The sequence below is a fragment of the Nocardioides hungaricus genome, from assembly GCF_054782915.1.
This window is the reverse complement of record NZ_BAAGRO010000048.1, coordinates 26,902-47,425: the sequence shown is the minus strand read 5'-3', so window position 1 is coordinate 47,425 and position 20,524 is coordinate 26,902. Positions and strand designations below refer to the sequence as shown.

General features: G+C 69.0%; 21 protein-coding genes. 5 read left to right on the top strand and 16 right to left on the bottom strand.

All coding sequences use genetic code 11. The annotated features are described in order from the left end of the window. Nucleotides 1–34: 34 nt before the first annotated feature. From ACYVKX_RS18265 to ACYVKX_RS18230, 8 genes are all read right to left on the bottom strand, one after another. Entirely contained in the window at nt 35–871 is an 837-nt protein-coding gene (locus tag ACYVKX_RS18265; protein ID WP_460835105.1) for an SDR family NAD(P)-dependent oxidoreductase, read from the bottom strand. After that, on the bottom strand, nt 868–2,379 hold the full coding sequence (locus ACYVKX_RS18260; RefSeq protein WP_460835104.1) for an aldehyde dehydrogenase family protein: 1,512 nt from the start codon (nt 2,377–2,379) through the stop codon (nt 868–870). The genes ACYVKX_RS18265 and ACYVKX_RS18260 overlap by 4 nt, the downstream gene beginning before the upstream one ends. Continuing rightward, nucleotides 2,376–3,962: an acetolactate synthase large subunit gene (locus tag ACYVKX_RS18255; protein ID WP_460835103.1), complete on the bottom strand. Its 1,587-nt coding sequence runs from the start codon at nt 3,960–3,962 to the stop codon at nt 2,376–2,378. Before ACYVKX_RS18255 ends, ACYVKX_RS18260 begins: the two co-directional genes overlap by 4 nt. Before the next feature lie 250 nt (nt 3,963–4,212). Then, nucleotides 4,213–4,926, bottom strand: a complete 714-nt coding sequence (locus tag ACYVKX_RS18250; protein ID WP_460835102.1) for an IclR family transcriptional regulator — start codon at nt 4,924–4,926, stop codon at nt 4,213–4,215. A gap of 217 nt (nt 4,927–5,143) precedes the next feature. After that, nucleotides 5,144–6,109 (bottom strand): branched-chain amino acid ABC transporter permease, encoded by a 966-nt coding sequence (locus ACYVKX_RS18245; protein WP_460835101.1) that lies wholly within the window; start codon nt 6,107–6,109, stop codon nt 5,144–5,146. 61 nt (nt 6,110–6,170) lie between these two features. Beyond that, the gene (locus ACYVKX_RS18240; protein WP_460835100.1) at nt 6,171–7,100 is read right to left on the bottom strand and encodes a branched-chain amino acid ABC transporter permease; all 930 of its coding nucleotides are present in this window, start codon (nt 7,098–7,100) and stop codon (nt 6,171–6,173) included. 34 nt (nt 7,101–7,134) lie between these two features. Then, nucleotides 7,135–8,343: an ABC transporter substrate-binding protein gene (locus ACYVKX_RS18235; protein WP_460835099.1), complete on the bottom strand. Its 1,209-nt coding sequence runs from the start codon at nt 8,341–8,343 to the stop codon at nt 7,135–7,137. A 26-nt stretch (nt 8,344–8,369) separates the two neighbouring features. Further along, nucleotides 8,370–9,938: an ATP-binding cassette domain-containing protein gene (locus ACYVKX_RS18230; RefSeq protein WP_460835098.1), complete on the bottom strand. Its 1,569-nt coding sequence runs from the start codon at nt 9,936–9,938 to the stop codon at nt 8,370–8,372. A 648-nt stretch (nt 9,939–10,586) separates the two neighbouring features. On the opposite strand from ACYVKX_RS18230, the gene ACYVKX_RS18225 reads away from it, so the two are divergent. Then, nucleotides 10,587–11,660 (top strand): carbon-nitrogen hydrolase family protein, encoded by a 1,074-nt coding sequence (locus ACYVKX_RS18225; RefSeq protein ID WP_460835097.1) that lies wholly within the window; start codon nt 10,587–10,589, stop codon nt 11,658–11,660. Nucleotides 11,661–11,703: 43 nt separating this feature from the next. Here ACYVKX_RS18225 and ACYVKX_RS18220 read toward each other — a convergent pair whose 3' ends face one another. Beyond that, complete coding sequence (locus ACYVKX_RS18220; RefSeq protein ID WP_460835096.1) at nt 11,704–12,615, bottom strand: LysR family transcriptional regulator; 912 nt, start codon at nt 12,613–12,615, stop codon at nt 11,704–11,706. A gap of 178 nt (nt 12,616–12,793) precedes the next feature. Here ACYVKX_RS18220 and ACYVKX_RS18215 point away from each other — a divergent pair, with 178 nt between their 5' ends. Beyond that, complete coding sequence (locus tag ACYVKX_RS18215) at nt 12,794–13,369, top strand: flavin reductase family protein (RefSeq protein ID WP_460835095.1); 576 nt, start codon at nt 12,794–12,796, stop codon at nt 13,367–13,369. Between the two features lie 43 nt (nt 13,370–13,412). After that, entirely contained in the window at nt 13,413–14,870 is a 1,458-nt protein-coding gene (locus ACYVKX_RS18210; protein WP_460835094.1) for a 4-hydroxyphenylacetate 3-hydroxylase family protein, read from the top strand. A gap of 20 nt (nt 14,871–14,890) precedes the next feature. Here the strand turns inward: ACYVKX_RS18210 and ACYVKX_RS18205 are convergent, their stop codons facing one another. From ACYVKX_RS18205 to clpS, 6 genes are read right to left on the bottom strand one after another with little or no spacing between them, the layout of a single operon-like run. Continuing rightward, nucleotides 14,891–15,841 carry a PLP-dependent cysteine synthase family protein gene (locus tag ACYVKX_RS18205; protein ID WP_460835093.1) on the bottom strand — a complete coding sequence of 317 codons (951 nt, stop codon included), beginning with the start codon at nt 15,839–15,841 and terminating at the stop codon, nt 14,891–14,893. Between the two features lies 1 nt (nt 15,842). Further along, entirely contained in the window at nt 15,843–16,121 is a 279-nt protein-coding gene (locus ACYVKX_RS18200; RefSeq protein WP_460835092.1) for a MoaD family protein, read from the bottom strand. Between the two features lie 16 nt (nt 16,122–16,137). Continuing rightward, nucleotides 16,138–16,581, bottom strand: a complete 444-nt coding sequence (locus ACYVKX_RS18195) for a M67 family metallopeptidase (RefSeq protein ID WP_460835091.1) — start codon at nt 16,579–16,581, stop codon at nt 16,138–16,140. Nucleotides 16,582–16,590: 9 nt separating this feature from the next. Further along, nucleotides 16,591–17,067, bottom strand: a complete 477-nt coding sequence (locus ACYVKX_RS18190) for an NUDIX hydrolase (RefSeq protein WP_460835090.1) — start codon at nt 17,065–17,067, stop codon at nt 16,591–16,593. Next, nucleotides 17,067–17,651 carry a DUF2017 domain-containing protein gene (locus tag ACYVKX_RS18185; protein ID WP_460835089.1) on the bottom strand — a complete coding sequence of 195 codons (585 nt, stop codon included), beginning with the start codon at nt 17,649–17,651 and terminating at the stop codon, nt 17,067–17,069. The genes ACYVKX_RS18190 and ACYVKX_RS18185 overlap by 1 nt, the downstream gene beginning before the upstream one ends. Further along, nucleotides 17,648–17,959 carry an ATP-dependent Clp protease adapter ClpS gene (clpS, locus tag ACYVKX_RS18180; protein ID WP_460835088.1) on the bottom strand — a complete coding sequence of 104 codons (312 nt, stop codon included), beginning with the start codon at nt 17,957–17,959 and terminating at the stop codon, nt 17,648–17,650. The genes ACYVKX_RS18185 and clpS overlap by 4 nt, the downstream gene beginning before the upstream one ends. A gap of 18 nt (nt 17,960–17,977) precedes the next feature. Here clpS and ACYVKX_RS18175 point away from each other — a divergent pair, with 18 nt between their 5' ends. Together ACYVKX_RS18175 and ACYVKX_RS18170 are read left to right on the top strand one after the other, a co-directional pair. Beyond that, nucleotides 17,978–19,282 carry a nicotinate phosphoribosyltransferase gene (locus ACYVKX_RS18175; protein WP_460835087.1) on the top strand — a complete coding sequence of 435 codons (1,305 nt, stop codon included), beginning with the start codon at nt 17,978–17,980 and terminating at the stop codon, nt 19,280–19,282. Continuing rightward, nucleotides 19,279–19,854: an isochorismatase family protein gene (locus tag ACYVKX_RS18170; protein ID WP_460835086.1), complete on the top strand. Its 576-nt coding sequence runs from the start codon at nt 19,279–19,281 to the stop codon at nt 19,852–19,854. The genes ACYVKX_RS18175 and ACYVKX_RS18170 overlap by 4 nt, the downstream gene beginning before the upstream one ends. 13 nt (nt 19,855–19,867) lie before the next feature. Here ACYVKX_RS18170 and ACYVKX_RS18165 read toward each other — a convergent pair whose 3' ends face one another. Continuing rightward, nucleotides 19,868–20,398, bottom strand: a complete 531-nt coding sequence (locus ACYVKX_RS18165; RefSeq protein WP_460835085.1) for a DUF1697 domain-containing protein — start codon at nt 20,396–20,398, stop codon at nt 19,868–19,870. Nucleotides 20,399–20,524 lie beyond the last annotated feature (126 nt).

The window sequence follows — 20,524 nt, the reverse complement described above, 5'->3', positions numbered from 1 at the left end:
GTCTGACTCCTTCGGATTGAGGACGCACGACGCGTCAGAGGAAGATGCCTCGGGTCAGTCCGCCGTCCATGCCGATGGACTCGCCGGTAATACCGCCGGCGCGGGGCGAGGCGAAGAAGGCGATGGCGTCGGCCACTTCGTCGGCCGTGAGCACCCGTCGGATCGGGGTGCGGTCCACGAAGTTCTGTTCGACCTGCGCCGCGGTGATGCCTTCTGCGGCAGCGTTCTTGGCGTAGAGCTCGTGAATGTGCTCGGTCTCCACGACACCGGGGTGGATCGTGTTGACGGTGATGCCGGCAGGGCCGAGTTGGTCCGAGAGCGCCTTGGTCATGTGCACGACGGCCAGGTTGCGCATGCCCGACAAGGCATGACTCGAGCGACCGGTCAGTCCGCCGATGTTGACGATCCGTCCGTAGCGGTTCCGCCGCATGTGAGGTGTGACGGCCTGGATGCAGCGGAAGTAGCCGACCACCTTGGTGTCGAGGTCGGCCAGCAGAGCTGACGGGTCGGCCTGCTCGACATCGTTGCGTACCAGCCCTGCCGGCGCTGCGGCGCCGTTGACCAGGATGTCGACACGTCCCAACACGGCCGCCGTCGTCTCCACCATGTGCCGAACCGAGTCGGTGTCGGTGGTGTCGGCACTGATGGGGATGACTTCGTTGCCGCCGGTCGTCAGCTCGGCGGCGGCGGACTCCAAGACCTGCCGCCGGCGTCCGACGATCACCACGGCGGCGCCGCGGGACATGAGTGCAGCGGCGACGGATCTGCCGATGCCCATGCCGCCACCGGTGACGATGGCTACCTGCCCCTGGAGCGATTCTCGGTGCTGGGTGTCGGTATCGGGCGATGGCACGATGGACTCGTGGATCATGAGAGGTTCACCCAGACGCTCTTGGTTTCCGTGTAGCTCTCGAGAACGGCGCGGCCCATCTCGCGCCCCCAGCCGGACTGCTTGTAGCCGCCGAACGGTGAGCCCGGATCGGTCAGGTTGTAGCAGTTCACCCAGACCGTCCCCGCCTTGACGGCACGGGCGATCCGGTGGGCGGATCGGACGTCGTTGGTCCAGACGCCGGCCGCGAGGCCGTAGGGACTGTCGTTGGCCTTCTGTACCAGATCGTCGATCTCCGACCAGCGCATCGCCACCAGGACGGGACCGAAGATCTCCTCCCGCACCACCCGCATGGAGTGATCGGTGTCGGTCAGCACTGTCGGCTCGAGGAAGAACCCATCGCGGTTGGTGGGGGCGAGGCCCGCAGGGCGGCCTCCGCCGACAGCGACAGAGGCACCCTGCTCCAGACCGGCCTGGACGTACGAGGTGACGGTTTCCAACTGCCGGCGGGAGACCAACGGTCCCATGTCGGTGGCAGGGTCGGTGCCCGGACCGACGACGAGTGACTGAGCCCGTGCGACCAGGGCGTCCAGTACGTCGTCGAAGACACGCTCGTGGACGTACAGCCGTGAGCCGGCCGTGCAGGTCTGCCCCTGGTTGAAGAAGATGCCTTCGGCTGCCGCCGCGGCGACCTGCTCGACATCGGCATCCGGCAAGATGATGTGGGGGGACTTTCCTCCCAGCTCCAGCGTGACCTTCTTCAGGTTGCCGGTGGCGGCCGTGGCGACGAGACGGCCGACCTCGGTCGACCCCGTGAAGGCGACCTTGTCCACGTTCTCGTGGGCGGCGAGGTGACCACCGGCCTGGGCTCCATGCCCGGTGACCACGTTGAGCACGCCGGCCGGCAACCCTGCCGCCGCGCACAGCTCGGCGAGGCGAAGCGTGGACAAGGAGGTCTCCTCGGCCGGCTTGAGCACCACGGTGTTGCCCATGGCCAGAGCCGGAGCGAGCTTCCACGAGGCCATGGACACCGGGAAGTTCCACGGGACGATCGCGCCGACGACGCCCACCGGTTCATGAACCGTGTAGTTGAGGATGTCCAGTCCGCCACGGGGAGAGACCGGGATGGTGCTGCCTTCGAACTTGCTCGGCCAACCCGCGAAGTAGCGGAAGAGCTTCGCCGTCGTGCCAACGTCGACGGCTCGTGCGACTGCGACCGGCTTGCCGTTGTCCAACGACTCGATGAAGGCGAGTTCGTCGGCGTGCTCGTCGACGATCTCGGCGATCTGGTGGAGCAGCTCGCCGCGGGCCAACGGGGTGAGGTCGCGCCACGCCGGATCCTCGAACGCCGATCGCGCCGCTGCGACTGCGTCGTCGACGTCGGACTCTGACCCCCTCGCGATCCGCGACAGACGTCGTCCCGTCGCCGGATCCAGCGAGTCGATGGTCTCCGAGTCCCTGGCTTCGCGCTCCTCGCCGCCGATGTGCAGCCCGTGCTCGCGATCGACGAACGCGCGTGCGCGCTCCTCCACCGTCTCGCCCGCGCTCACAGGACCATCTCGATCAGATGCGGGCCGCCGTTCGAGAGGGCGTCGGTGAACTGCGCGGCAAGCTCACCGGCGGTGGCCGAGACGGTGGCGGGGAGGCCGAAGCCGGCGGCGAGATCACGCCAGTCGATGTTCGGGTCGCCGAGACCGGTCAGCGCGCTGGCCTGCACACCGAGCTCCTCGTGGTCGTGGCGCGCAAGCTCGGTCCGAAGCACGTCGTACTTGTGGTTCGCCGCGATCAGGACGACGGCATCGCAGTTCTCGCGAGCCATGCTCCACAACGCCTGGACGGTGTACAGGCCGCTGCCGTCGGACTGCAGCGCCACGACGGGGCGATCCGGCGCCGCGATCGAGGCGCCGAGGGCGACGGGCAGCCCCTGCCCGATGGCACCGCCGGTGTTGGTCAGCGACGTGTGAGCGTTGGCGCCGTGCGACGCGCTGAAGAAGGGGTAGCCGCAGGTCCCACCTTCCACCGAGACGATGGCCCCTTCGGGGAGGAGCGAGGCGAGCGTCGCTCCCACGACCTGTCCGTCTAGCCGGGACTCTCCGTCGGGTCGCTCGGACGCCCGAGCACAGGGGAGCCTCGCACCGGCGCTACCCAGCGCTCCAGCGAGCGCCAGCACAGCGCCTTGCGCGTCGTCGGTCGGGCCGGCGAGACGGTGCGCTCGCTCCGGAGGCGCGAGGCGCGAAGGAATGCCTTCGTAGCCGAAGTAGGCCACCGGATCGTCCGACCCGATGAGGATCACGTGACGGTCCTCCAACGCCGCGATGGCTCGCTCGGGGAAGTAGGGAAGTCGGTCGATCGCCGGAAGGCCCCCGCCTCGCTCGACACGCGCCGGGAAGGTCTCGCTGAAGAGCGCGGCCCCGGTGCGGGCCGCCACCTCACCGGCGGCCAGTTGACCGGCTCGGGTCAGGCCCGAGCCACCGAGCAGCAGTACCGCGCGCGGGCCGTGCTGTCTCAGGAGCGCCGCGATGCGTTCGACGACGCGCGGGTCCGGCGCACTGGCGGTCGGCGCACTGGCGGTCGGCGTGCTGGCGACGGGAGCGGAGAACGACGCGGGCACCGTGGCCCGCCTCTGCTGGTGGTCGGCCGGCACGATCAGCGTGGCGACGCCGCTGCGCTCCACGGCGTCGCCCACAGCGAGCCGCACGTCGTCGGCGAGATCGGGCGAGGCACAGGTGCGCACGGTGCCGACGGTGGCCGCGAGCGCCGCGATGTCGGAGGTCAGAGGAGCGTCGTACGCCAGGTGCCAACTCGCGTGGTCACCGACGACGTTCACGATGGGGGTGTGCGCTCGGCGGGCGTTGTGCAAGTTGGCCAGGCCGTTGGCCAGGCCGGGTCCCAAGTGGAGCAACGTCGCCGCGGGGCGACCGCTGATCCGTCCGTAACCGTCGGCGGCTCCCGTGCACACGTTCTCGTGCAGACCCAGGACGGCGCGCAGGCGCTGTGTGGAATCCAGGGCCGAGACGATGGGCATCTCGGTCGTCCCCGGGTTGGCGAACAAGGTGTCGACGCCGCAGTCCGACATCGCTTCGACCAAGGCCTCAGCGCCGGTTGGAGATGTCCCGGCAGCGGTCCTGAGCATCGCACCTCTTTCCGATTATCGTTCTTACTGAACGACTATCGAAACCATAGCACGGCGGGCACGCCGTTCAAAGACACGGGTCACGGAGGCGAACGGCGCCCGTCGTCGGCCGGCCCCGTCGGGCTGGCCACGCGTCACCCCGCGACCGGGGCGAGACGCGTCGTCAGGTAGTCACGCAGAGGGTCTTCGGCACCGGCGCGGCACCGGCACGGGCGGCCCGGTCGTGATAAGAGGTCGTGATAAGAGGAGGTCAGAGACCGTTCAGCTTCGCGCTTGCATTCGCCGCTGCGGCCATGACGACCGTGGGGATCTCGGGATCGGCGAGCTTCGAGCCCAACCGGATGATGCCGATGCTGGCGCTTGCCCAGTCCGAGGTCGCGATGGGCGCGGCAACCCCGACGGCGCCCTCTTGGAGGGCGTTGCGACTCACGGCGTATCCGCGCTGGCGGGCTCGCTGGACGTCCTTGCCGTCCGCGGCGCCTGCGGGGCGTCCGGCCAGGATGGCCACTCCGTCGGCGCCGACGCTGAGGGGGTGCCGAGAACCCTCGCGCATCGCGAGGTGGAAGGTGCCCTGCAGGGGCTCCTCCGTCAGGAGGATCAAGGCCTCGTCGCCGTCTGCCACACTGAGAATGGCGGTGCTACCTGTCTCTTGGCTGAGGCGACGAAGGATCGGCAGGACGGTGGCCTGCAGACGCGGACGGAGTCGACTGGCCAGCTCGGCGATGCCCATCCCCAGGAAGTAGCGGTTGTCGATGCGACCCACGAGGCGATGCCCTTCGAGAGTGCGCAGGAGGCGGTACACGACGGCACGGGCCGTCGCGAGCCTCTCCGCGAGCTCGGCCGCCGTGAGTCCGTCACTGTGCTCCGCGAGCAGCGACAGCACCGTGAGCCCCCGGTCCAGGGTCTGGGATGTCTCGCCTACGGGTGACGGCATTGATGCCCCTTCGCCTTCCAGCAGCCTCATGCTGCAGCGCAGATCCTGGTGTCGCTGCACGTCGCCAGGTGACGCACGAGCCGTCTCGCAAGCCGGCAGCGACAGGATGCTACCGCTCGCGCCACGACCAACGACCGCCGCGTCGCACTGACGCGGAGCCGGTGCGAGCCGCCCGGACTGCATCGGCGCCACGGACGGCAGCGGATCCGCGTGTGCCCCGGCGTTGTCGTGGGCAGGGGCCGACGGGCTACGAGGGACCCTCTCGTCGCGGACTCGACCCGGAGTCGCCTGCTCTGGCAAGACACCAGGAGAGGAGCCGGGTGATGAGCGGCCAGATGCCCTGTGGAGCGAACCGGACGATGGCGACCAGGAGGAGCCCTTCGACGACCACGCTCAGCGTCTGGTAGCTCTCGAGCTGCCGGGTGAGGAAGTAGTAGACGACGACCGCGCCCACTACCGGCCCCAGGACGGTGCCCATGCCGCCGACGACGGTCATCAAGAGCGCATTCACCGTCCAGTTGATTCCCAACATCCCCATGGGTTCGAAGCTGACTTGCTGAAGCGCCACGAGTCCACCGGTCAGGCCCGTCAGAGCGCCGCTGATGAGGAGCGCCGCCAACCGGTGACGGAACGCGGAGACTCCGAGTCCGATCGCGGCGCTCTCGCTGTCCCGGACCGCTCGCAGCCGGTTGCCGAAGCTCGAGCGGGAGACCGCGCACGCTGTCGCCAGGGCGAGGCCGCCGACGAGGCAGGAGATCTGGTAGACGGCGACCGGAGACGGGATCTGGTCCAGCGGAAGGCTGATGCCGGTGGACCCGCCCGCGAAGTCCCAGTTGATGATCCACGCCTGGATGGCCAGCGCGGCCGCGAGTGTTCCCACGGCGAAGTAGTCACCACGCAGCCGCAGCAGCGGCGGCGCGAGGACGGCGGCCAGGACGACGCCCACGAGCATGGCGAGGACCAGCGCCGTCACGTATCCGACGTCCGTATGGAGAAGTACCAGGCCCGCCGTGTACGCGCCGATGCCGACGAAGGCACTGGCTCCGAGCGAGACCTGACCAGTGAAGCCGGCCTGGATGTTCCATGCCTGGGCAAGTGCGACGAACGCGAACAGCGTCGTGAAGGTATCGAGTTGCCCGAGGGTGAACAGCGCCGTCGACTGCGACAGCACCGTGGCTCCCAAGACGACCGCGCCCAGGAGGGCGATCGTCACCAGTGTCGGATGGACTGCCAGGCGAGACTCCCGCCCGTGTTCTCGGGTCGCCGAGGCCGTCTCAGTGCTCATGCCCGACCTTTCGGAAGCGGACCGACGGTGCGATACGCCGTCGCTGCGTGCTCCACGCCGAGCCGCCGGGACGTCTCGTGAACAACCCCTCTGGTCGGGCGCACAGCACCAGGAAGAACGTCAGGTACACGACGAGGTCGCGGTAGCCACCTCCAAGCTGATGCGCCGCAACGGCCTGCAGCACCCCGAGGAGCAGTGCGCCGCCCACCGTCCCCAAGACGCTGCCGATGCCACCGAGCACCACGACGGCGATCCCGATGAGGAGGTACTGGGTGCCGGCCTGTGGCGAGAAGCTGAAGTTGATGCCGAGCAGGATGCCGCTGGCGGCGGCGATGCCGGCTGCGGCGGCGAAGGTCAGCGCATACACCCTTCTCACGTCGATGCCGAGAAGCTCTGCGGTTCCCGGGTCAGCGGCTGCCGCACGGACGACAGCACCGATCCGGGTCCGGTGGAGTACGAGGTAGGCGGCAAGACACAGGACGGAGGCGACGGCGAACGAGACCACGTAAGAGCTACGGGTCTGTACTCCCAGAACCGACACACCAGAGGTCGACAGGGAACTGCTGAGTGCACGCGGCGCCGAGGTGAACCACTCCGTGAAGAGCCCCTGTGCGATCAGGGACAGACCGAAGGTGGCTACCAGGGCGGCGTCCGAGCCACGACGGAGCAGGCCCGTCAGGACTCCCTTCTGCAGCAGGTAGCCGAGGCACGCGACACCGACGACGACCAGGGGCAGGGCCGTGAACGGACCGAGGTCGAACTGCAGGGTCAGGACACTGGCCAGGTACGCTCCGCCGACGACCAGGTCACCGTGGCCGAGGTTGATGAGCTTCAGGACTCCGAAGACGATGGACAGTCCGAGAGCGGTCAGTGCGTAGAAGCCTCCGACGAGCAGCCCGTTGACGACTGCGGTCACCATGTGCGAGCCCCGTCGCCGCCGGGCCTGGCGAGGGTCACCGCAACCCCGCGGCGGGGACTTGCAGTTCGGCTCCGCCGACCGAGGGAGCGACCTGCAGCATCGCGCCTCGCTGCCACTGCATGAGGACGTAGTCGGTGGTGGAGACGTTCTTGGAGTCGAACCGGATCCTGCCCACGGCGTAGTCGGCGTCGGTGTTGCCGATGGCCTCGTTGAGTGCCTGGGCGTCCGTCGTCCCTGCTCGCGCGAGGGCATCGGTCGCGATCTGCGCGACGGTGTAACCCAGCACGGCGATGGTCAGTCCTCCGAAGTTGTCCTGGTACTTCTCGCCGAGTGGCCCGTCGAGCACGGCCTGGCTTCCGGAGGGGTTCAGGTTGACGTTCCAGAGCCCGTCGGTGAGGGTGCCCTCGGCCGTGTCCGCCAGCGCCTTCGGCCACGTCATGTCGGCGGCGGCCTTGGAGACGAACGCCGCCTCCGGCTGCAGAGCCAGGGCCTTCATCTGCTTCCACAGGGCGATCCCGTCCGGCGGCACCATCTGGCCGACCACGAGCTGCGCCCCCTTCGACTTGGCGTCGGAGATGAACGACGAGAAGTCGGTCGTCCCCACCGGGAAGGAGTAGTCCCCCACGAGCGTCAGGCCCTCCCGCTCGAAGGCCGCCTTGTAGAGGGGTCGCTCGGCGACACCGTCGGGCGCCGTGTCGGTGAACAGTGCCACCCTCTTGTTCGACGGCACCGCGGCAAGCTGCTTCGCGACTGCCGCAGCCTGCGCCTCCTCGTTGAAGAAGACCTGCCAGGCGTAGTTCCATCCCGCCGGGTTCCCGTCGAGGAAGGCGTTCACCGGATCGCCGGTGGCGACGTAGGGGATCTTCCGCTGTTCGGCGATGAGCGCTTGCGGGGTGAGCAGTTGCGCGGTGATCGAGCCGAGCAACGCCGTGACGTTCGAGTCGTCGATCAGCTGCCGGGTCTGCTGCGCGGCCAGACCCGGGTCCGAGCGGTTGTCGAGCACTACGATCTCGACCTTGCGCTTGGTGCCGTCGATGTCGACGCCACCGGCGTCGTTGACCTCCTTGACGGCCGCCTCGTACCCGTCCTTGAGCGCGATGCCGGGCTGCCCGAGAACGCCCGTCAGAGAGAGGCTGGTGCCCAGCACGATCGGGCCCGAACCGTCATCGCTGTTGGCGGAGCGGTAGCCGCCCCCGCAGGCGGCCGCACCGACAAGCAGCACTACGACGAGAGCGACCGCCATGGCGGTGCGATGTGAGACACGACTTGTCACAGGTGAAGTCCTTCCAGTGGGTTGGATTCGGGTTGAGCGTCAAGGTCGGACTTCGGCTTCTGCCGACCGCTGGTCCCGAAGTACAGGTGGTTCAGCGTGGCGGGATCCGCAAGTGGCGCGGGGTCTCCGCTGTAGACGCTGCGACCGCGGTCGAGGACGTAGACCCGGCTCGCCAGGGCAAGGCCGCGGTGCACGTTCTGCTCGACGAGCAGGATGGAGACGTTCGCCTGGCTGATGCGTCGCAGGGCGTCGTACAGGGCGTCGATGGCTAGCGGGGCAAGTCCCAGGGAGATCTCGTCGCACAGCAGCATTCGTGGCTCGGACATCAGCGCCCTGCCGATGGCGAGCATCTGCTGCTGGCCACCGGAGAGAGCACCGGCGCTGCGGCGATCGATGTCCGCGAGAGACGGGAAGACGTCGTAGGCATTCGTGACGAGTTCGGCGAGCTTGCGTCGTGGCGTGCGCAGGGAGGCAGCGATCTCCAGGTTCTCGCGAACCGTGAGGTCGGCGAAGATGTGCCGTCCTTCGGGGCAGTGTGCGATGCCGAGGCGGTTGCGGGTGTGCGCGGGTACCCGCGTGATGTCGGCTCCCTCGAAGAGGATGGAGCCGGTGCGCGGCGCCAGCCGGCCCGAGATGGTGCTGACCAGAGTCGACTTCCCCGCGCCGTTGGCACCGAAGACTGCGACGACTTCTCCCGGCCGGACGACGAGATCGAGGTCGCGTAGGGCCTCGACGTCGCCGTGAGCGGTGCTGATCGAGTTCAATCGCAGTGCAGCCGGACCGTCGCCAGGCGCGGCATGGGTGTGCCCGCTCGCCGGTGCCGAGACGGTCGCCCCTCCCGATCCGGCCGGCACGGTGGTGGCGCTCGCCTGTGGGACGCCGTCACCCAGATAGACGGCACGTACCCGTTCGTCGACCGCCACCGCGGCAGGGGATCCATCTGCGATCACCTTGCCCCAGTCGATGACCACGACACGGTCGACCAGCGAGCTGATTACGCCTTCGACGTGCTCGACGAGAACCAGGCCACGGCCCTGCCGCTTGAGCTCATCGATGAGAGCGATGATCTCGTCGAGCTCCCGGCCGTTCAACCCGGCCGCGACCTCGTCGAGCAGGATGAGGGCGGGGTCGGTAGAAAGAGCGCGAGCCAGCTCGAGTCGTTTGAGATCGAGCAGTTGCAGCTCTGCCGCCGGCGTGTCCCGGCGGTGGCCGAGACGACACGTCTCCAGCACCTCGTGGACCCAATTGGCGTGTCCGTTTTTGGGCAGCCGTGCGGCGGCGGCACCGATCTCGACGTTGTCGGCGACGGTGAGGCCACGGAAGGGGCGAGGCACTTGGTGGGCGAGGCTGATGCCCAGCCTGGCGAACTTGTGTGCAGGAACCCGTCTCAGGTCTTGGTGGCCGTACCAGATCGATCCGCTCGTGGGGCGGTCCGCTCCGGCGACGAGCTTCAGCAGGGTGCTCTTCCCGGCCCCGTTCGGGCCGATGACCCCGAGCGCGCTTCCAGCCGTGACCTCGAGGGTGACGTCGCTCAGTGCGGTGACACCTCCGAAGCACTTCGTCACGGCTGCGAGTCGCAGGGTGCGGGACTCACCGGTCGTCCGTCGCCCATGCCGTCCACCTCGAGTGGGCAACGGAGGGACCCCGGGCCGGTCGGGGACGCTGTCCGGCGGCAATGGCTGCTCCTGACTCGTGTGGTGGGTCCCAGATGGCGCGTCGGTCAAAGGCGCGACGGGAGTCATCCCGCACCGTCGACCGCTCCGAAGTTGGATCTCTGATGGACGATTATCGTTCTTTTAGTACGATGAACGAACGTTGAGCACATAGTGGGGACCCCGCGCTCGCGATGTCAAGCACTTTCCGCCGTCGAACCCCGGCACGAAGTCGCGGAGAGGGCCCACGCATCAGTCGGCCGGGGGACGCAGCCGCCTGTCGACGTCCTGCTAGCCAGTTCCGGATCAGGGGGTATGCAACGAAGTGACGGTGTACTAATGTCCTTATATCGTTCATGTAGTTCGATAAGCGAACTGAATCGACACGGTGAGACTCGTTCGCACACGCGCCGCGATCGGTCCTCAGGACCGATGGCGGCGCGTAGACGGAGTGGGTGAGGGGCGCCGGCCGAGCGTTGTGCAGTGCCGCGCGGCGCTGCCGCAACAGCGCGGCGACTCGCCAGACCGTGTCTCCTGCAAAGTCGTCAGAGAGGTTTGATCATGAAACAGGTCCGTGTGGCGGCGGTACAGGCCGAATCGGTGTGGCTAGACCTGGCCGGTGGCATCGCCAAGGCAGTCGGTCTCATCGAGGAGGCGGCACGCGGAGGCGCACAGTTGGTCGCGTTCGGTGAGACCTGGCTTCCCGGGTATCCGTGGCAGATCTGGCTGGACTCGCCAGCCGCGGCGATGGCGTACGTGGGTCGGTACCACGAGAACTCGATGAGTCGCGACAGCGAGGAGATGCGGGCTCTGCAGAATGCCGCAGCTCGCAACAGCATCCACGTTGTCATCGGCTTCAGCGAGCGCCATCGCGGCTCGCTCTACCTCGCGCAGGCGTTCATCGGCAACACCGGCGAACTGCTGGGAGTCCGGCGCAAGCTGCGCCCTACCCACGTCGAGCGGTCGTTGTTCGGCGAAGGCGATGGCAGTGACTTCCAAGTGCACGAGACCAGCATCGGCAAGCTGGGGGCGCTGTGCTGCTGGGAGCACATCCAGCCGCTGAACAAGCACGTCATGGCCGACCTCGACGAGGAGATCCACGTCGCGTCGTGGCCAGCCTTCTGCCTCTATCGAGGGCTGGCGAAGGCATTGGGCGCCGAGGTCAATGTCGCGGAAAGCCTCAGCTACGCCGTGGAGACGCAGTCGTTCGTCGTGGCCGCCACCACAGTCGTCACCGAGGCGGCGTACGTCGCCTTCGACTGTGATACCGAGGAGAAGCGCAACCTCCTGCAACTCGGGGGTGGCGCGGCCAGGATCTTCGGACCGGAGGGGACGATGCTGGCCGACCCGCTTCCCGAGACGCAGGAGGGGATCATCTATGCGGATCTCGACCCGGCGCTCCGCACGATCGCGAAGGCGGCTGCCGATCCCGTCGGCCACTACTCCCGTCCCGATGTCTACCGCCTGATCGTCAACCGGAACCCGCAACGGTCTGTGGTCGAAGCGGGCCTGGTCAGCACGTCTCAGGCCCAGCAGGACCTGAGCGCGGTCGAGCAGTCCCCGAACGAGACGAACGAGCCCGTCGTCGCGCCGGGCAGAGCCCATGAGGCGGACCCCGTCGTTCACGCAGGTTGAGAAGACCGTGGTGCGGCGCGGACCAGACGCATGCTCTGGACGATCACAACGACGCCAGAGCCGTGCGCACGCAGTCCAGCACCAGTTCGCCGCGGGCGGTCTGGCGGCGCCTCGGGGCGGTCATGATTCCCAACTGCAGCTGATGACCGAGGCCGGTGATCTCCAAGCGCACCACCCGGTCGTTCGCGGCCGTGACGTCCGTGCCCCACGGGACCGTGAGCAACGCGAACCCGTCACTCGCGCCCACGAGGCTACGGATCGTCTCGACCGAGGTGGACGTCATCATCGACTGCACCGACAGGCCGGCCTCGAGCAGGAGCAGCTCCATGACCTGAACTGACTCGGCGATGTCGAACCGGATCCAGGGGTACTCGCTGAGATCCGCCAGGCTGACCCGCTTGCGCTTCCCCAACGGGTGACCCCTTCTCACGATCGCGTGGAACGCCATCTGCCGCACCACTTCGAACTCGACGTCAGCGATGGGGCGCAACAGGTAGGTGACGGCGAACTCGCATCCGCCGTCACCTACCAGGCGATGCAGCGAGCCGACGTCGCCCTCGATCAGGTCGAGACCGACCCCCGCCTTCTGTTGCGCCAACTCACGCATGACACGGGGAACGCACACGGGCGCCAAGGGAGCGAAACAACCCATCGGCAGCCGGCCCTCCACCTCGTTCGCCCCGGAACGCGCCGACTGCGCGACGTCTCTGGCGTGGCGAAGCAGCGTCCGCGCCTCGGCCAGGAAGTTGTGGCCGTCTGCGGACAACGAGACCCGACGCGGAGGATTCCGCACGAACAACTGCACCCCCAGCGCCTTCTCCAAACTCATGACGCTGGCCGAGAGTGCCGACGGCGACACGTTGAGCTCGGTCGAGGCCGCAGCGATGCTGCCGGCTTCGGCGACCACGACGAAGTACTCGAGCTGCACGATCGTGAATCCGACTGCTGCACTCATGCCGGTCATGATGTCGGCCCGACGCCGTGTCTCGCCACCGAACATCGATTCAACCGGCGGTAAATCGCAGAAACATCTGCTTTTCAGCACCTGAGGTCGGGCGAGAACCTACTCCTGACGGCGAGGTGACCGTCGTCACCGGCCTTCGGGCTCGACGCTTCGAACGGAAGGGAAGACCATGGCGAACACTGCTACCCGTCTCGCTGATACCACGGGTGCGCGCGCGTCGGCCTCCAGCGAGACGGTGGCGCTCGCAGCCGCACAGTTCATCGAAGCGATGTCGGCTCTGCCGTCCGCCGCGACGATCGTCGCCACGGACGGCCCAGGGGGGCGGGTCGGACAGACGATCACGTCGATGTGCTCGGTCAGCGCCGATCCCCCGACCGTCCTGTTCTGCATCAAGCACACCAGTCCCCTGGCAGACGCAGTCGTGACGAACGGGATCTTTGCCGTCAACGTTCTCAGCTGCGCGCAGTCAGACCTTGCCTGGGCCTTCGCGGGGCGAGACCGCCCCGAGGCCCCGGCCTATGTCTTCGACGAGGACTGGCAGCCCCGAGCGAGCGGGGCACCCGTCCACACGGAGAGCAGCGCCTGGTTCGACTGCGAACTGACCGCACGGGATCGAATCGGCACGCACTTCGTGTGCATGGGCCGCGTATTGGACTCGGGGGTCTCACATTCCCACGCCCTCACCTACGGCCGTCGCAGCTTCGGACAGCATCAGGTCCTCGCCACCGAGGACCGTGGCGCCTGACCGCCAACAGACCAGCAGACCAGACCACACTTGCGGAGACACCATGGACACCACACGAGACGGCAGCCAGTACCTCAGCCAGCTGCGCGCCAGCGCACGCGAGGTATGGATCGAGGGCGAGCGAGCCGAAGATGTCGTCACCGACCCCAGGTTCGCCGGGTCGGCGGCGAGCATCGCCGCGGTCTACGACCTCCAGCGCTCCCCCGAGCACCGCACGCTGCTCACCCGGGAGGTCGACGACACCACGCTGGGATTCAGCCACGTGTTGCCCCGGAGCACAGCCGAACTGGCAGCACAACGCGATGCCGTCGCACTCGTGGCACGGCAGTCGTTCGGGATGATGGGTCGCACGCCCGACTTCGTCAACATCGCTGTCGCCGCCCTCGCACAGGGCAGTGACTTCTTCGGTGAGCCCGACAGAGATCTCGGCCAGAACGTCCTCGACTTCGCCGCGCGAGTGCGGACCGGCGACCTGTTCTTGACCCACGCCCTCGTCAGCCCGCAGACCGATCGCAGCAGGGCTCAGTCCGAGCAGCACGACGATCTGCTGCACCTCGGCGTGGTGCGCGAGACGGACGCCGGACTGGTCGTCCGAGGTGCACGCATGCTGGCCACCCTCGCTCCCGTGGCCGACGAAGTGCTGATCTACTCCCTACCGGGCCTGCGACCGGGCGACGAACGGCACGCGTTGGCATTCGCGCTGCCGCTGTCGACCCCCGGACTGCGCCTGATCTGCCGGCCTCCGTTCCGGAGCTGCGAGGGGTCCGACTACGACCATCCGCTCTCGCGTCGATTCGATGAACCCGACGCACTGGTCGTCTTCGACGACGTCCTGGTCCCGTGGTCACGCGTCTTCATGCACGGCAGCGTCGCGCGCTCCAATCACATGTACGACGCCGTCGGCCTGGGCCCGCACCTCTCGTTCCAGACAGGAGTCCGCGGTCTGGTCAAGCTGCAGTTCGTCGCGGGCCTGTGCGCCGCCCTCGCCTCCTCGATCAAGGTCGACGGGTTCTTGAACGTACAGCAGATGCTGGCGTCGGCCGTCATGGCCGTCGACATCGCCGAGTCACTCATCGACAGGTCCATCGCGGGGGCGTCGACCACATCGTCCGGGGTCGTCGTGCCCGCCTACCAGCCTCTGCGCACGCTGCGGCAGTACACCGGGGCGGTGTACCCGCAGATCGTTCACGACCTACAGACCATGGGCGCCGGTGGCCTCCTCATGATGCCGACCGCGGCCGACTTCAGCAGCCCGATCGGCGAGGACGTCGCGCGCTACTACCAAGGCGCCGAGGGACTTCCGGCCGAAGAGCGGGTGCGCTTGTTCAAGCTCGCTTGGGAGGTGTGCGGGGACGGGTTCGGCCAGCGCCAGTTGCAGTACGAGCGCTACTACGGCGGGGATCCGGTGCGCGTCGCCGGTCAGCTCTACCGCTCCTTCGACCTGGCGGATTGCCGCGAGTTGGTGGACCGCGCGCTGGAACTCGCTGGGAAGCCGGTCTAGGCACCGGCTCGGGCCCCCGGTCACGCCCAGAGCTGGCCCTCGAGGCGGTCCTCCGCCTCGTCGACGGTGCCCTCGTAGGCACCGGTGGAGAGGTACTTCCAGCCGCCGTCGGCGACCACGAACGCGATGTCGGCACTCTCGCCCGCCTTGACCGCCTTGGCGGCCTGGCCGAGCGCGGCGTGGAGGATCGCGCCGGTGGAGATGCCGGCGAAGATGCCCTCGAGCTCGAGCAGCTCGCGCACCCGGCGGACGGCGTCGCGCGGGCCGACCGAGAAGCGGCTGTCGACCAGCGCGGCGTCGTACAGCTCCGGCACGAAGCCCTCGTCGAGGTTGCGCAGGCCGTAGACGAGCTCGCCGTACCGCGGCTCGGCGGCGACGATCCGCACGTCCGGCTTCGCGGAGCGGAAGTAGCGCGAGACGCCCATGAGGGTGCCGGTGGTGCCGAGGCCGGCGACGAAGTGCGTGATCGACGGCAGGTCGGCGAGCAGCTCGGGGCCGGTGCCCTGCTCGTGTGCGAGCGCGTTGGCGGCGTTGCCGTACTGGTAGAGCATCACCCAGTCGGGGTGCTCGGCGGCGACCTGCTTGGCGACGCGGACCGCCTCGTTGGACCCGCCGGCGGCCGGCGAGGAGACGATCTCGGCGCCCCACATGCGCAGCAGCTGACGGCGCTCCTCGGAGGTGTTCTCCGGCATCACGCAGACGATCCGGTAGCCCTTGAGCTTGGCCGCCATCGCCAGCGAGATGCCGGTGTTGCCCGACGTCGGCTCGAGGATCGTGCAGCCCGGGCGGAGGGTGCCGTCCTTCTCCGCCTCCTCGACCATCTGCAGGGCCGGACGGTCCTTGATCGAGCCGGTGGGGTTGCGGTCCTCGAGCTTCGCCCAGAGGCGTACGTCGGAGGAGGGGGACAGCCTCGGCAGCCCGACCAGCGGCGTACCGCCGACGGACGCGAGGAGGCTGTCGTAGCGGGTCATCTCAGCGAGCGCCGCCCGCGACCGCCGGCAGCACGACGACCTGGTCGCCGTCGGACAGCTCGGCCTCGAGGCCGCCGGTGAAACGGACGTCCTCGTCGTTGACGTAGACGTTCACGAAGCGGCGCAGGTCGCCGTCCTCGATCAGCCGGTCCCTGATGCCGGGGTGGTGGGACTCCAGGTCGTCGATCAGCGCGCTCAGGCTGCCGCCCTCGGCGGTGACGACCTTCTCACCACCGGTGTAGGTGCGCAGGATGGTCGGGATCCGGACCTCGATGGCCATGCGTGTGACTCCTCGGTTATGTCTGCTCGTCCACGACGGCGACCTCTTCCTCGGTCACCTCGCCGTCGACGATCCTGTACGACCTGAACTCCACGGGGCCCTCGTTATTCCCCGCCCCGGAGTCTGCCCAGTCGCGGGTGCTGACCAGCACGTAGTGGGCATTCGGCTCCATGGCCAGGCCGATGTCGGTGCGGCTCGGGTAGGCCTCGGTCGCCGTGTGCGAGTGGTAGACGACGACCGGCTCCTCGCCGTTGCGGTCCATCTCCTGGTAGAGCCGGAGCAGGTCGGTCGAGTCGAACTCGTAGAACGTCGGGCTGCCCGCGGCGTTCACCATCTCCACGAGCCGCGTGGGACGGTCGCTGCCCTCAGGCCCCGCGACGATCCCGCAGGCCTCGTCGGGGTGGTCCCGCTTGGCGTGCGCGACGATGGCGTCGTACGTCGCCCGCTCGATGGTCAGCACGCCCCTAGGTTAGGGGGACGGCCGTCGGTACCTCGCCGCGGTCTCACCTGCGAGGACGCCATCGATCCGCTCGCGCAGCCAGTCGGTCATCGGTGGCAGCGCGTCGGCCGGCCACCAGCGGACGTCGACGTTCTCGTCGTCGTTGACGCGGGCCTCGCCGCTCACCCAGGCGCAGTCGAAGGTCAGATCCAGGTAGACGCCCAGGTCGCCGTTGCCGTGCACCACCTGGGGGCTGGCGCTCACCGAGGCGAGCCGGTCGACGGTGACGACGACGCCGGTCTCCTCGAGCGCCTCGCGGGCGGCGCCGATCGCGGGCTCCTCCCCCGGGTCGAGGATGCCGGTGACCGGCGCCCACTGGCCGTTGTCGGCGCGCCGGGTGAGGAGGATGTCCTCGCCTCGGCGTACGACCGCGGTGACGGCGGGCAGCCACAGCTCCTTGGTGCCGACCAGCGCGCGCAGCTCGGCGACGAACGGGGGAATGGGCATCAGCTGCTCAGCGCCCCGACGAGCGTCTCCTGGAGGTAGCCGACCCATTCGTAGATGTCGTGCGCCTGCGCCCGCGGGTCGTCGTCGGGCAGCGAGTGCCAGTAGGCCTCGTCGCCCTCCTCGACCTCGAGCCGGGTGGCTAGCGCGAGCCGGAGGTCCGTGAACGACCGCATCCAGGTCTCGGCGGCCGCATCGTCCAGCTCGACGTCGATCATCAGGCCCTCCTCGGTGAGCTCCGGCGGCAGGCCGGCGTCCTCGAGCCCGTCGATGATCGCGATCGCCGCCGCGGCCTTGCCGTCGCGCAGCGTGCCCTCGGTGAACCGCCGGAACTCGGCGGCCGCCTCCTCGTCGTGCGGGTACGCCGTCGGGAACAGCCGGGCGAGCACCGGATCCTCCGGCTCCTGCGTCGGCCCGGAGAAGTCGAGCATCGCCTCGAGCGGGTCGGCGGCGTCGTTCGGCACGGCCGCCTCGTTGCGCAGCAGCTCGACCAGCTGCCCGGCCAGCGAGCGCAGCAGGTCGGCCTCGAAGCCGGTGAAGTTCGCGATGATCAGCCTGCTCCGCCGGTGCCGCTGGAAGGCGCTCACTCCTGCTTGTCCATCGTCGCCCAGAGGCCGTACTCGTGCATCGCCTGCACGTCGCGCTCCATCTCCTCGCGGGTTCCGGAGCTCACGACCGACCTGCCGTCCTCGTGGACCTCCATCATCAGCTTCTCGGCCTTCTTCTTCGGGTAGCCGAAGTACTTCTGGAAGACGTAGGTCACATACGACATCAGGTTGACCGGGTCGTTCCACACGATGGTCACCCAGGGCTTCGCCGTCTGGACGGTCTCGTCGAGGGCTTCATCGGGGGTGGTGGTCGGCTCGACCTCGACGGGCGCGGTCACAAGCCCCATGTTGGCACACTGGTCCGCGTGGCCACTGCATCCACTCCCGGCACCGCGCTGCTCACCGATCACTACGAGCTGACCATGCTCCAGGCCGCGCTGCGGTCGGGCGCCGCGCACCGGCGCTCGGTCTTCGAGCTGTTCCCGCGTCGGCTCCCCGAGGGGCGGCGGTACGGCGTCGTGGCCGGTGTCGGCCGGGCGCTGGACGCGATCGAGGCGTTCTCGTTCGGTCCGGCCGAGCTGGCCGTGCTGGCGGACGTGGTCGACGCGCCCACGCTGGACTGGCTGGCGGCGTACCGCTTCTCCGGTGACATGTGGGGCTATGCCGAGGGCGAGGCGTACTTCCCGCACTCGCCGCTGCTCGTAGTCGAGGCGTCCTTCGCCGAGGCGGTGCTGCTGGAGACGCTGCTGCTCTCGATCTACAACCACGACTCGGCGATCGCGTCCGCGGCGTCGCGGATGACGCTGGCCGCGGGCGGCCGGCCGTGCATCGAGATGGGCTCGCGGCGCACCCACGAGCAGGCCGCGGTGGCGGCCGCGCGGGCGGCATACGTCGCCGGCTTCGCGACGTCCTCGAACCTCGCCGCGCGGCAGCGGTACGGCGTCCCGACGGCCGGCACCAGCGCGCACTCGTTCACGCTGCTGCACGACAGCGAGGCCGACGCGTTCCGCGCGCAGGTCGACTCGCTCGGGTCGGGCACGACGCTGCTGGTGGACACCTACGACGTCGCGGCGGCCGTCCGCGCGGGCGTCGAGGTGGCCGGCACCGGCCTGGGCGCCGTCCGGCTGGACTCCGGCGACCTCGGCGCGCTGGCCGTCGAGGTGCGGGCGCAGCTCGACTCGCTGGGCGCGACGTCGACGCGGATCGTGGTGACCAGCGACCTGGACGAGTTCGCGATCGCCGCGCTGGCGGCCGCGCCGGTCGACGCCTACGGCGTGGGCACCGAGCTCGTCACCGGCAGCGGCCACCCGACGTGCGGGTTCGTCTACAAGCTGGTCGCGCGGACCTCCGACGCCGGCGAGATGGTGTCGGTCGTCAAGCGCAGCGTCGACAAGGTGTCGGTCGGGGGACGGAAGTACGCGCTGCGCCGGCGATCGGCCGCGGGGGTCGCGACGGCCGAGGTGGTGGGCGTCGGGCGTGTCCCCGAGAGCGACGACGGAGACGACCGGCCGCTGCTGGTGCCGCTGGTGCGCGCCGGAGAGGTCGTCGGGCGCGAGCCGCTGGACTCGGCCCGCGACCGGCATGCGGCCTCGCGCGCCGAGCTCCCGATGGAGATCCAGCAGATGTCTCGCGGGGGGCCGGTGATCCCCACGGTTACCCTCGGCTCATGACGCGCGCGTTGATCGTGACCGACGTCCAGAACGACTTCTGCGAGGGCGGCTCGCTGCCCGTCGCGGGCGGCGCGGCCGTGGCCGCCGACATCGGCGCCCTGCTGCGGGCCTGGGTCTCGCAGGCACCTGACGCTCCGGCGTACTCCCACGTCGTGGCGACCAAGGACCACCACGTCGCGCCGGGCTCGCACTGGTCGGAGGAGCCGGACTTCCGCAACTCGTGGCCGGTGCACTGCGAGGTCGGCACCGACGGCGAGGCGTTCCACCCCAACCTCGACCCGCAGCCGTTCGACGCGATCTTCCTCAAGGGCGAGCACGAGGCGGCGTACTCCGGCTTCGAGGGCCGCTCCATCGACGGCGTCCCGCTCGCGGACTGGCTGCGCGCGCACGAGGTCGACGCCGTGGACATCTGCGGCATCGCGACCGACTACTGCGTGCGGCAGACCGCCCTCGACGCGGCCGCGGCCGGCTTCCCGACGCGGGTGCTGCTCTCGCTGTGCGCCGGCGTCGCCCCCGAGACCTCCTCCGCCGCGGAGCGGGAGATGGCGGCGGCGGGAGTCGTGCTCGGTTGAGCGGGTTGGCGCCTCAGCACCACTTCTCCGCCAGCGCTCGGATCACGGTCAGGTTCCGGTTCGTCGCGACGCCGAGGGCCCGCTCCACGACCGCGTTGTCGAGCCTCGCCTGCTGAGGGTCCTCGCCGAGCAGCAGGTGCACGGCGCGACCGCCGACCCTCGCGACCTCCTCCGCCGAGGACCGCGCCTCGATCGTCGCGATCGCGGCCGCCGTGGGCTCCTCCTTCAGCAGCGACACGTAGTGCCGCCCCTCGTGCCCGTCGCCGATCCGCTCGGCGTCCGCGGCGATCGCCCGCAGCTCCGCCTGGGTGAACACGATCGTCGGCACCTCGAAGCCGCGGTCGACCAGGAACGCCTCCTCCAGCGCCGCCTCGATCCGCGCCCGCGACCGCATCGTCGTGGCGAACCGGACGTTGCCGGTGTTGATGTAGGTCGCCACGCCGGTGAACCCGGCGCCCTCGACCGCGGCCGCGATCGCGTCCTTCGGGAACTTCCGGTGCGCGCCCAGGTTGATCGCGCGCAGGAACGCCAGGTACGTCGCCATGGCCACATCCTGCCCCACCTGGATTTGCCTAGGCTCTTGATGCAGACCTGGCCTGATTTCTCGTCGAGACACCTGAAACGGCCCCGAGAAGCTGCTTCTGGGGGCCGTTTCAGGTGTCTCGACGTC

Bases quoted from the DNA above. Each gene is read 5' to 3' on its own strand.
- ACYVKX_RS18265 (WP_460835105.1), bottom strand. From the start codon at position 871: ATGATCCACGAGTCCATCGTGCCATCGCCCGATACCGACACCCAGCAC.
- ACYVKX_RS18255 (WP_460835103.1), bottom strand. From the start codon at position 3,962: ATGCTCAGGACCGCTGCCGGGACATCTCCAACCGGCGCTGAGGCCTTG.
- ACYVKX_RS18250 (WP_460835102.1), bottom strand. From the start codon at position 4,926: ATGAGGCTGCTGGAAGGCGAAGGGGCATCAATGCCGTCACCCGTAGGC.
- ACYVKX_RS18240 (WP_460835100.1), bottom strand. From the start codon at position 7,100: ATGGTGACCGCAGTCGTCAACGGGCTGCTCGTCGGAGGCTTCTACGCA.
- ACYVKX_RS18235 (WP_460835099.1), bottom strand. From the start codon at position 8,343: ATGGCGGTCGCTCTCGTCGTAGTGCTGCTTGTCGGTGCGGCCGCCTGC.
- ACYVKX_RS18225 (WP_460835097.1), top strand. From the start codon at position 10,587: ATGAAACAGGTCCGTGTGGCGGCGGTACAGGCCGAATCGGTGTGGCTA.
- ACYVKX_RS18220 (WP_460835096.1), bottom strand. From the start codon at position 12,615: ATGAGTGCAGCAGTCGGATTCACGATCGTGCAGCTCGAGTACTTCGTC.
- ACYVKX_RS18215 (WP_460835095.1), top strand. From the start codon at position 12,794: ATGGCGAACACTGCTACCCGTCTCGCTGATACCACGGGTGCGCGCGCG.
- ACYVKX_RS18210 (WP_460835094.1), top strand. From the start codon at position 13,413: ATGGACACCACACGAGACGGCAGCCAGTACCTCAGCCAGCTGCGCGCC.
- ACYVKX_RS18205 (WP_460835093.1), bottom strand. From the start codon at position 15,841: ATGACCCGCTACGACAGCCTCCTCGCGTCCGTCGGCGGTACGCCGCTG.
- ACYVKX_RS18200 (WP_460835092.1), bottom strand. From the start codon at position 16,121: ATGGCCATCGAGGTCCGGATCCCGACCATCCTGCGCACCTACACCGGT.
- ACYVKX_RS18190 (WP_460835090.1), bottom strand. From the start codon at position 17,067: ATGCCCATTCCCCCGTTCGTCGCCGAGCTGCGCGCGCTGGTCGGCACC.
- clpS (WP_460835088.1), bottom strand. From the start codon at position 17,959: ATGGGGCTTGTGACCGCGCCCGTCGAGGTCGAGCCGACCACCACCCCC.
- ACYVKX_RS18170 (WP_460835086.1), top strand. From the start codon at position 19,279: ATGACGCGCGCGTTGATCGTGACCGACGTCCAGAACGACTTCTGCGAG.
- ACYVKX_RS18165 (WP_460835085.1), bottom strand. From the start codon at position 20,398: ATGGCGACGTACCTGGCGTTCCTGCGCGCGATCAACCTGGGCGCGCAC.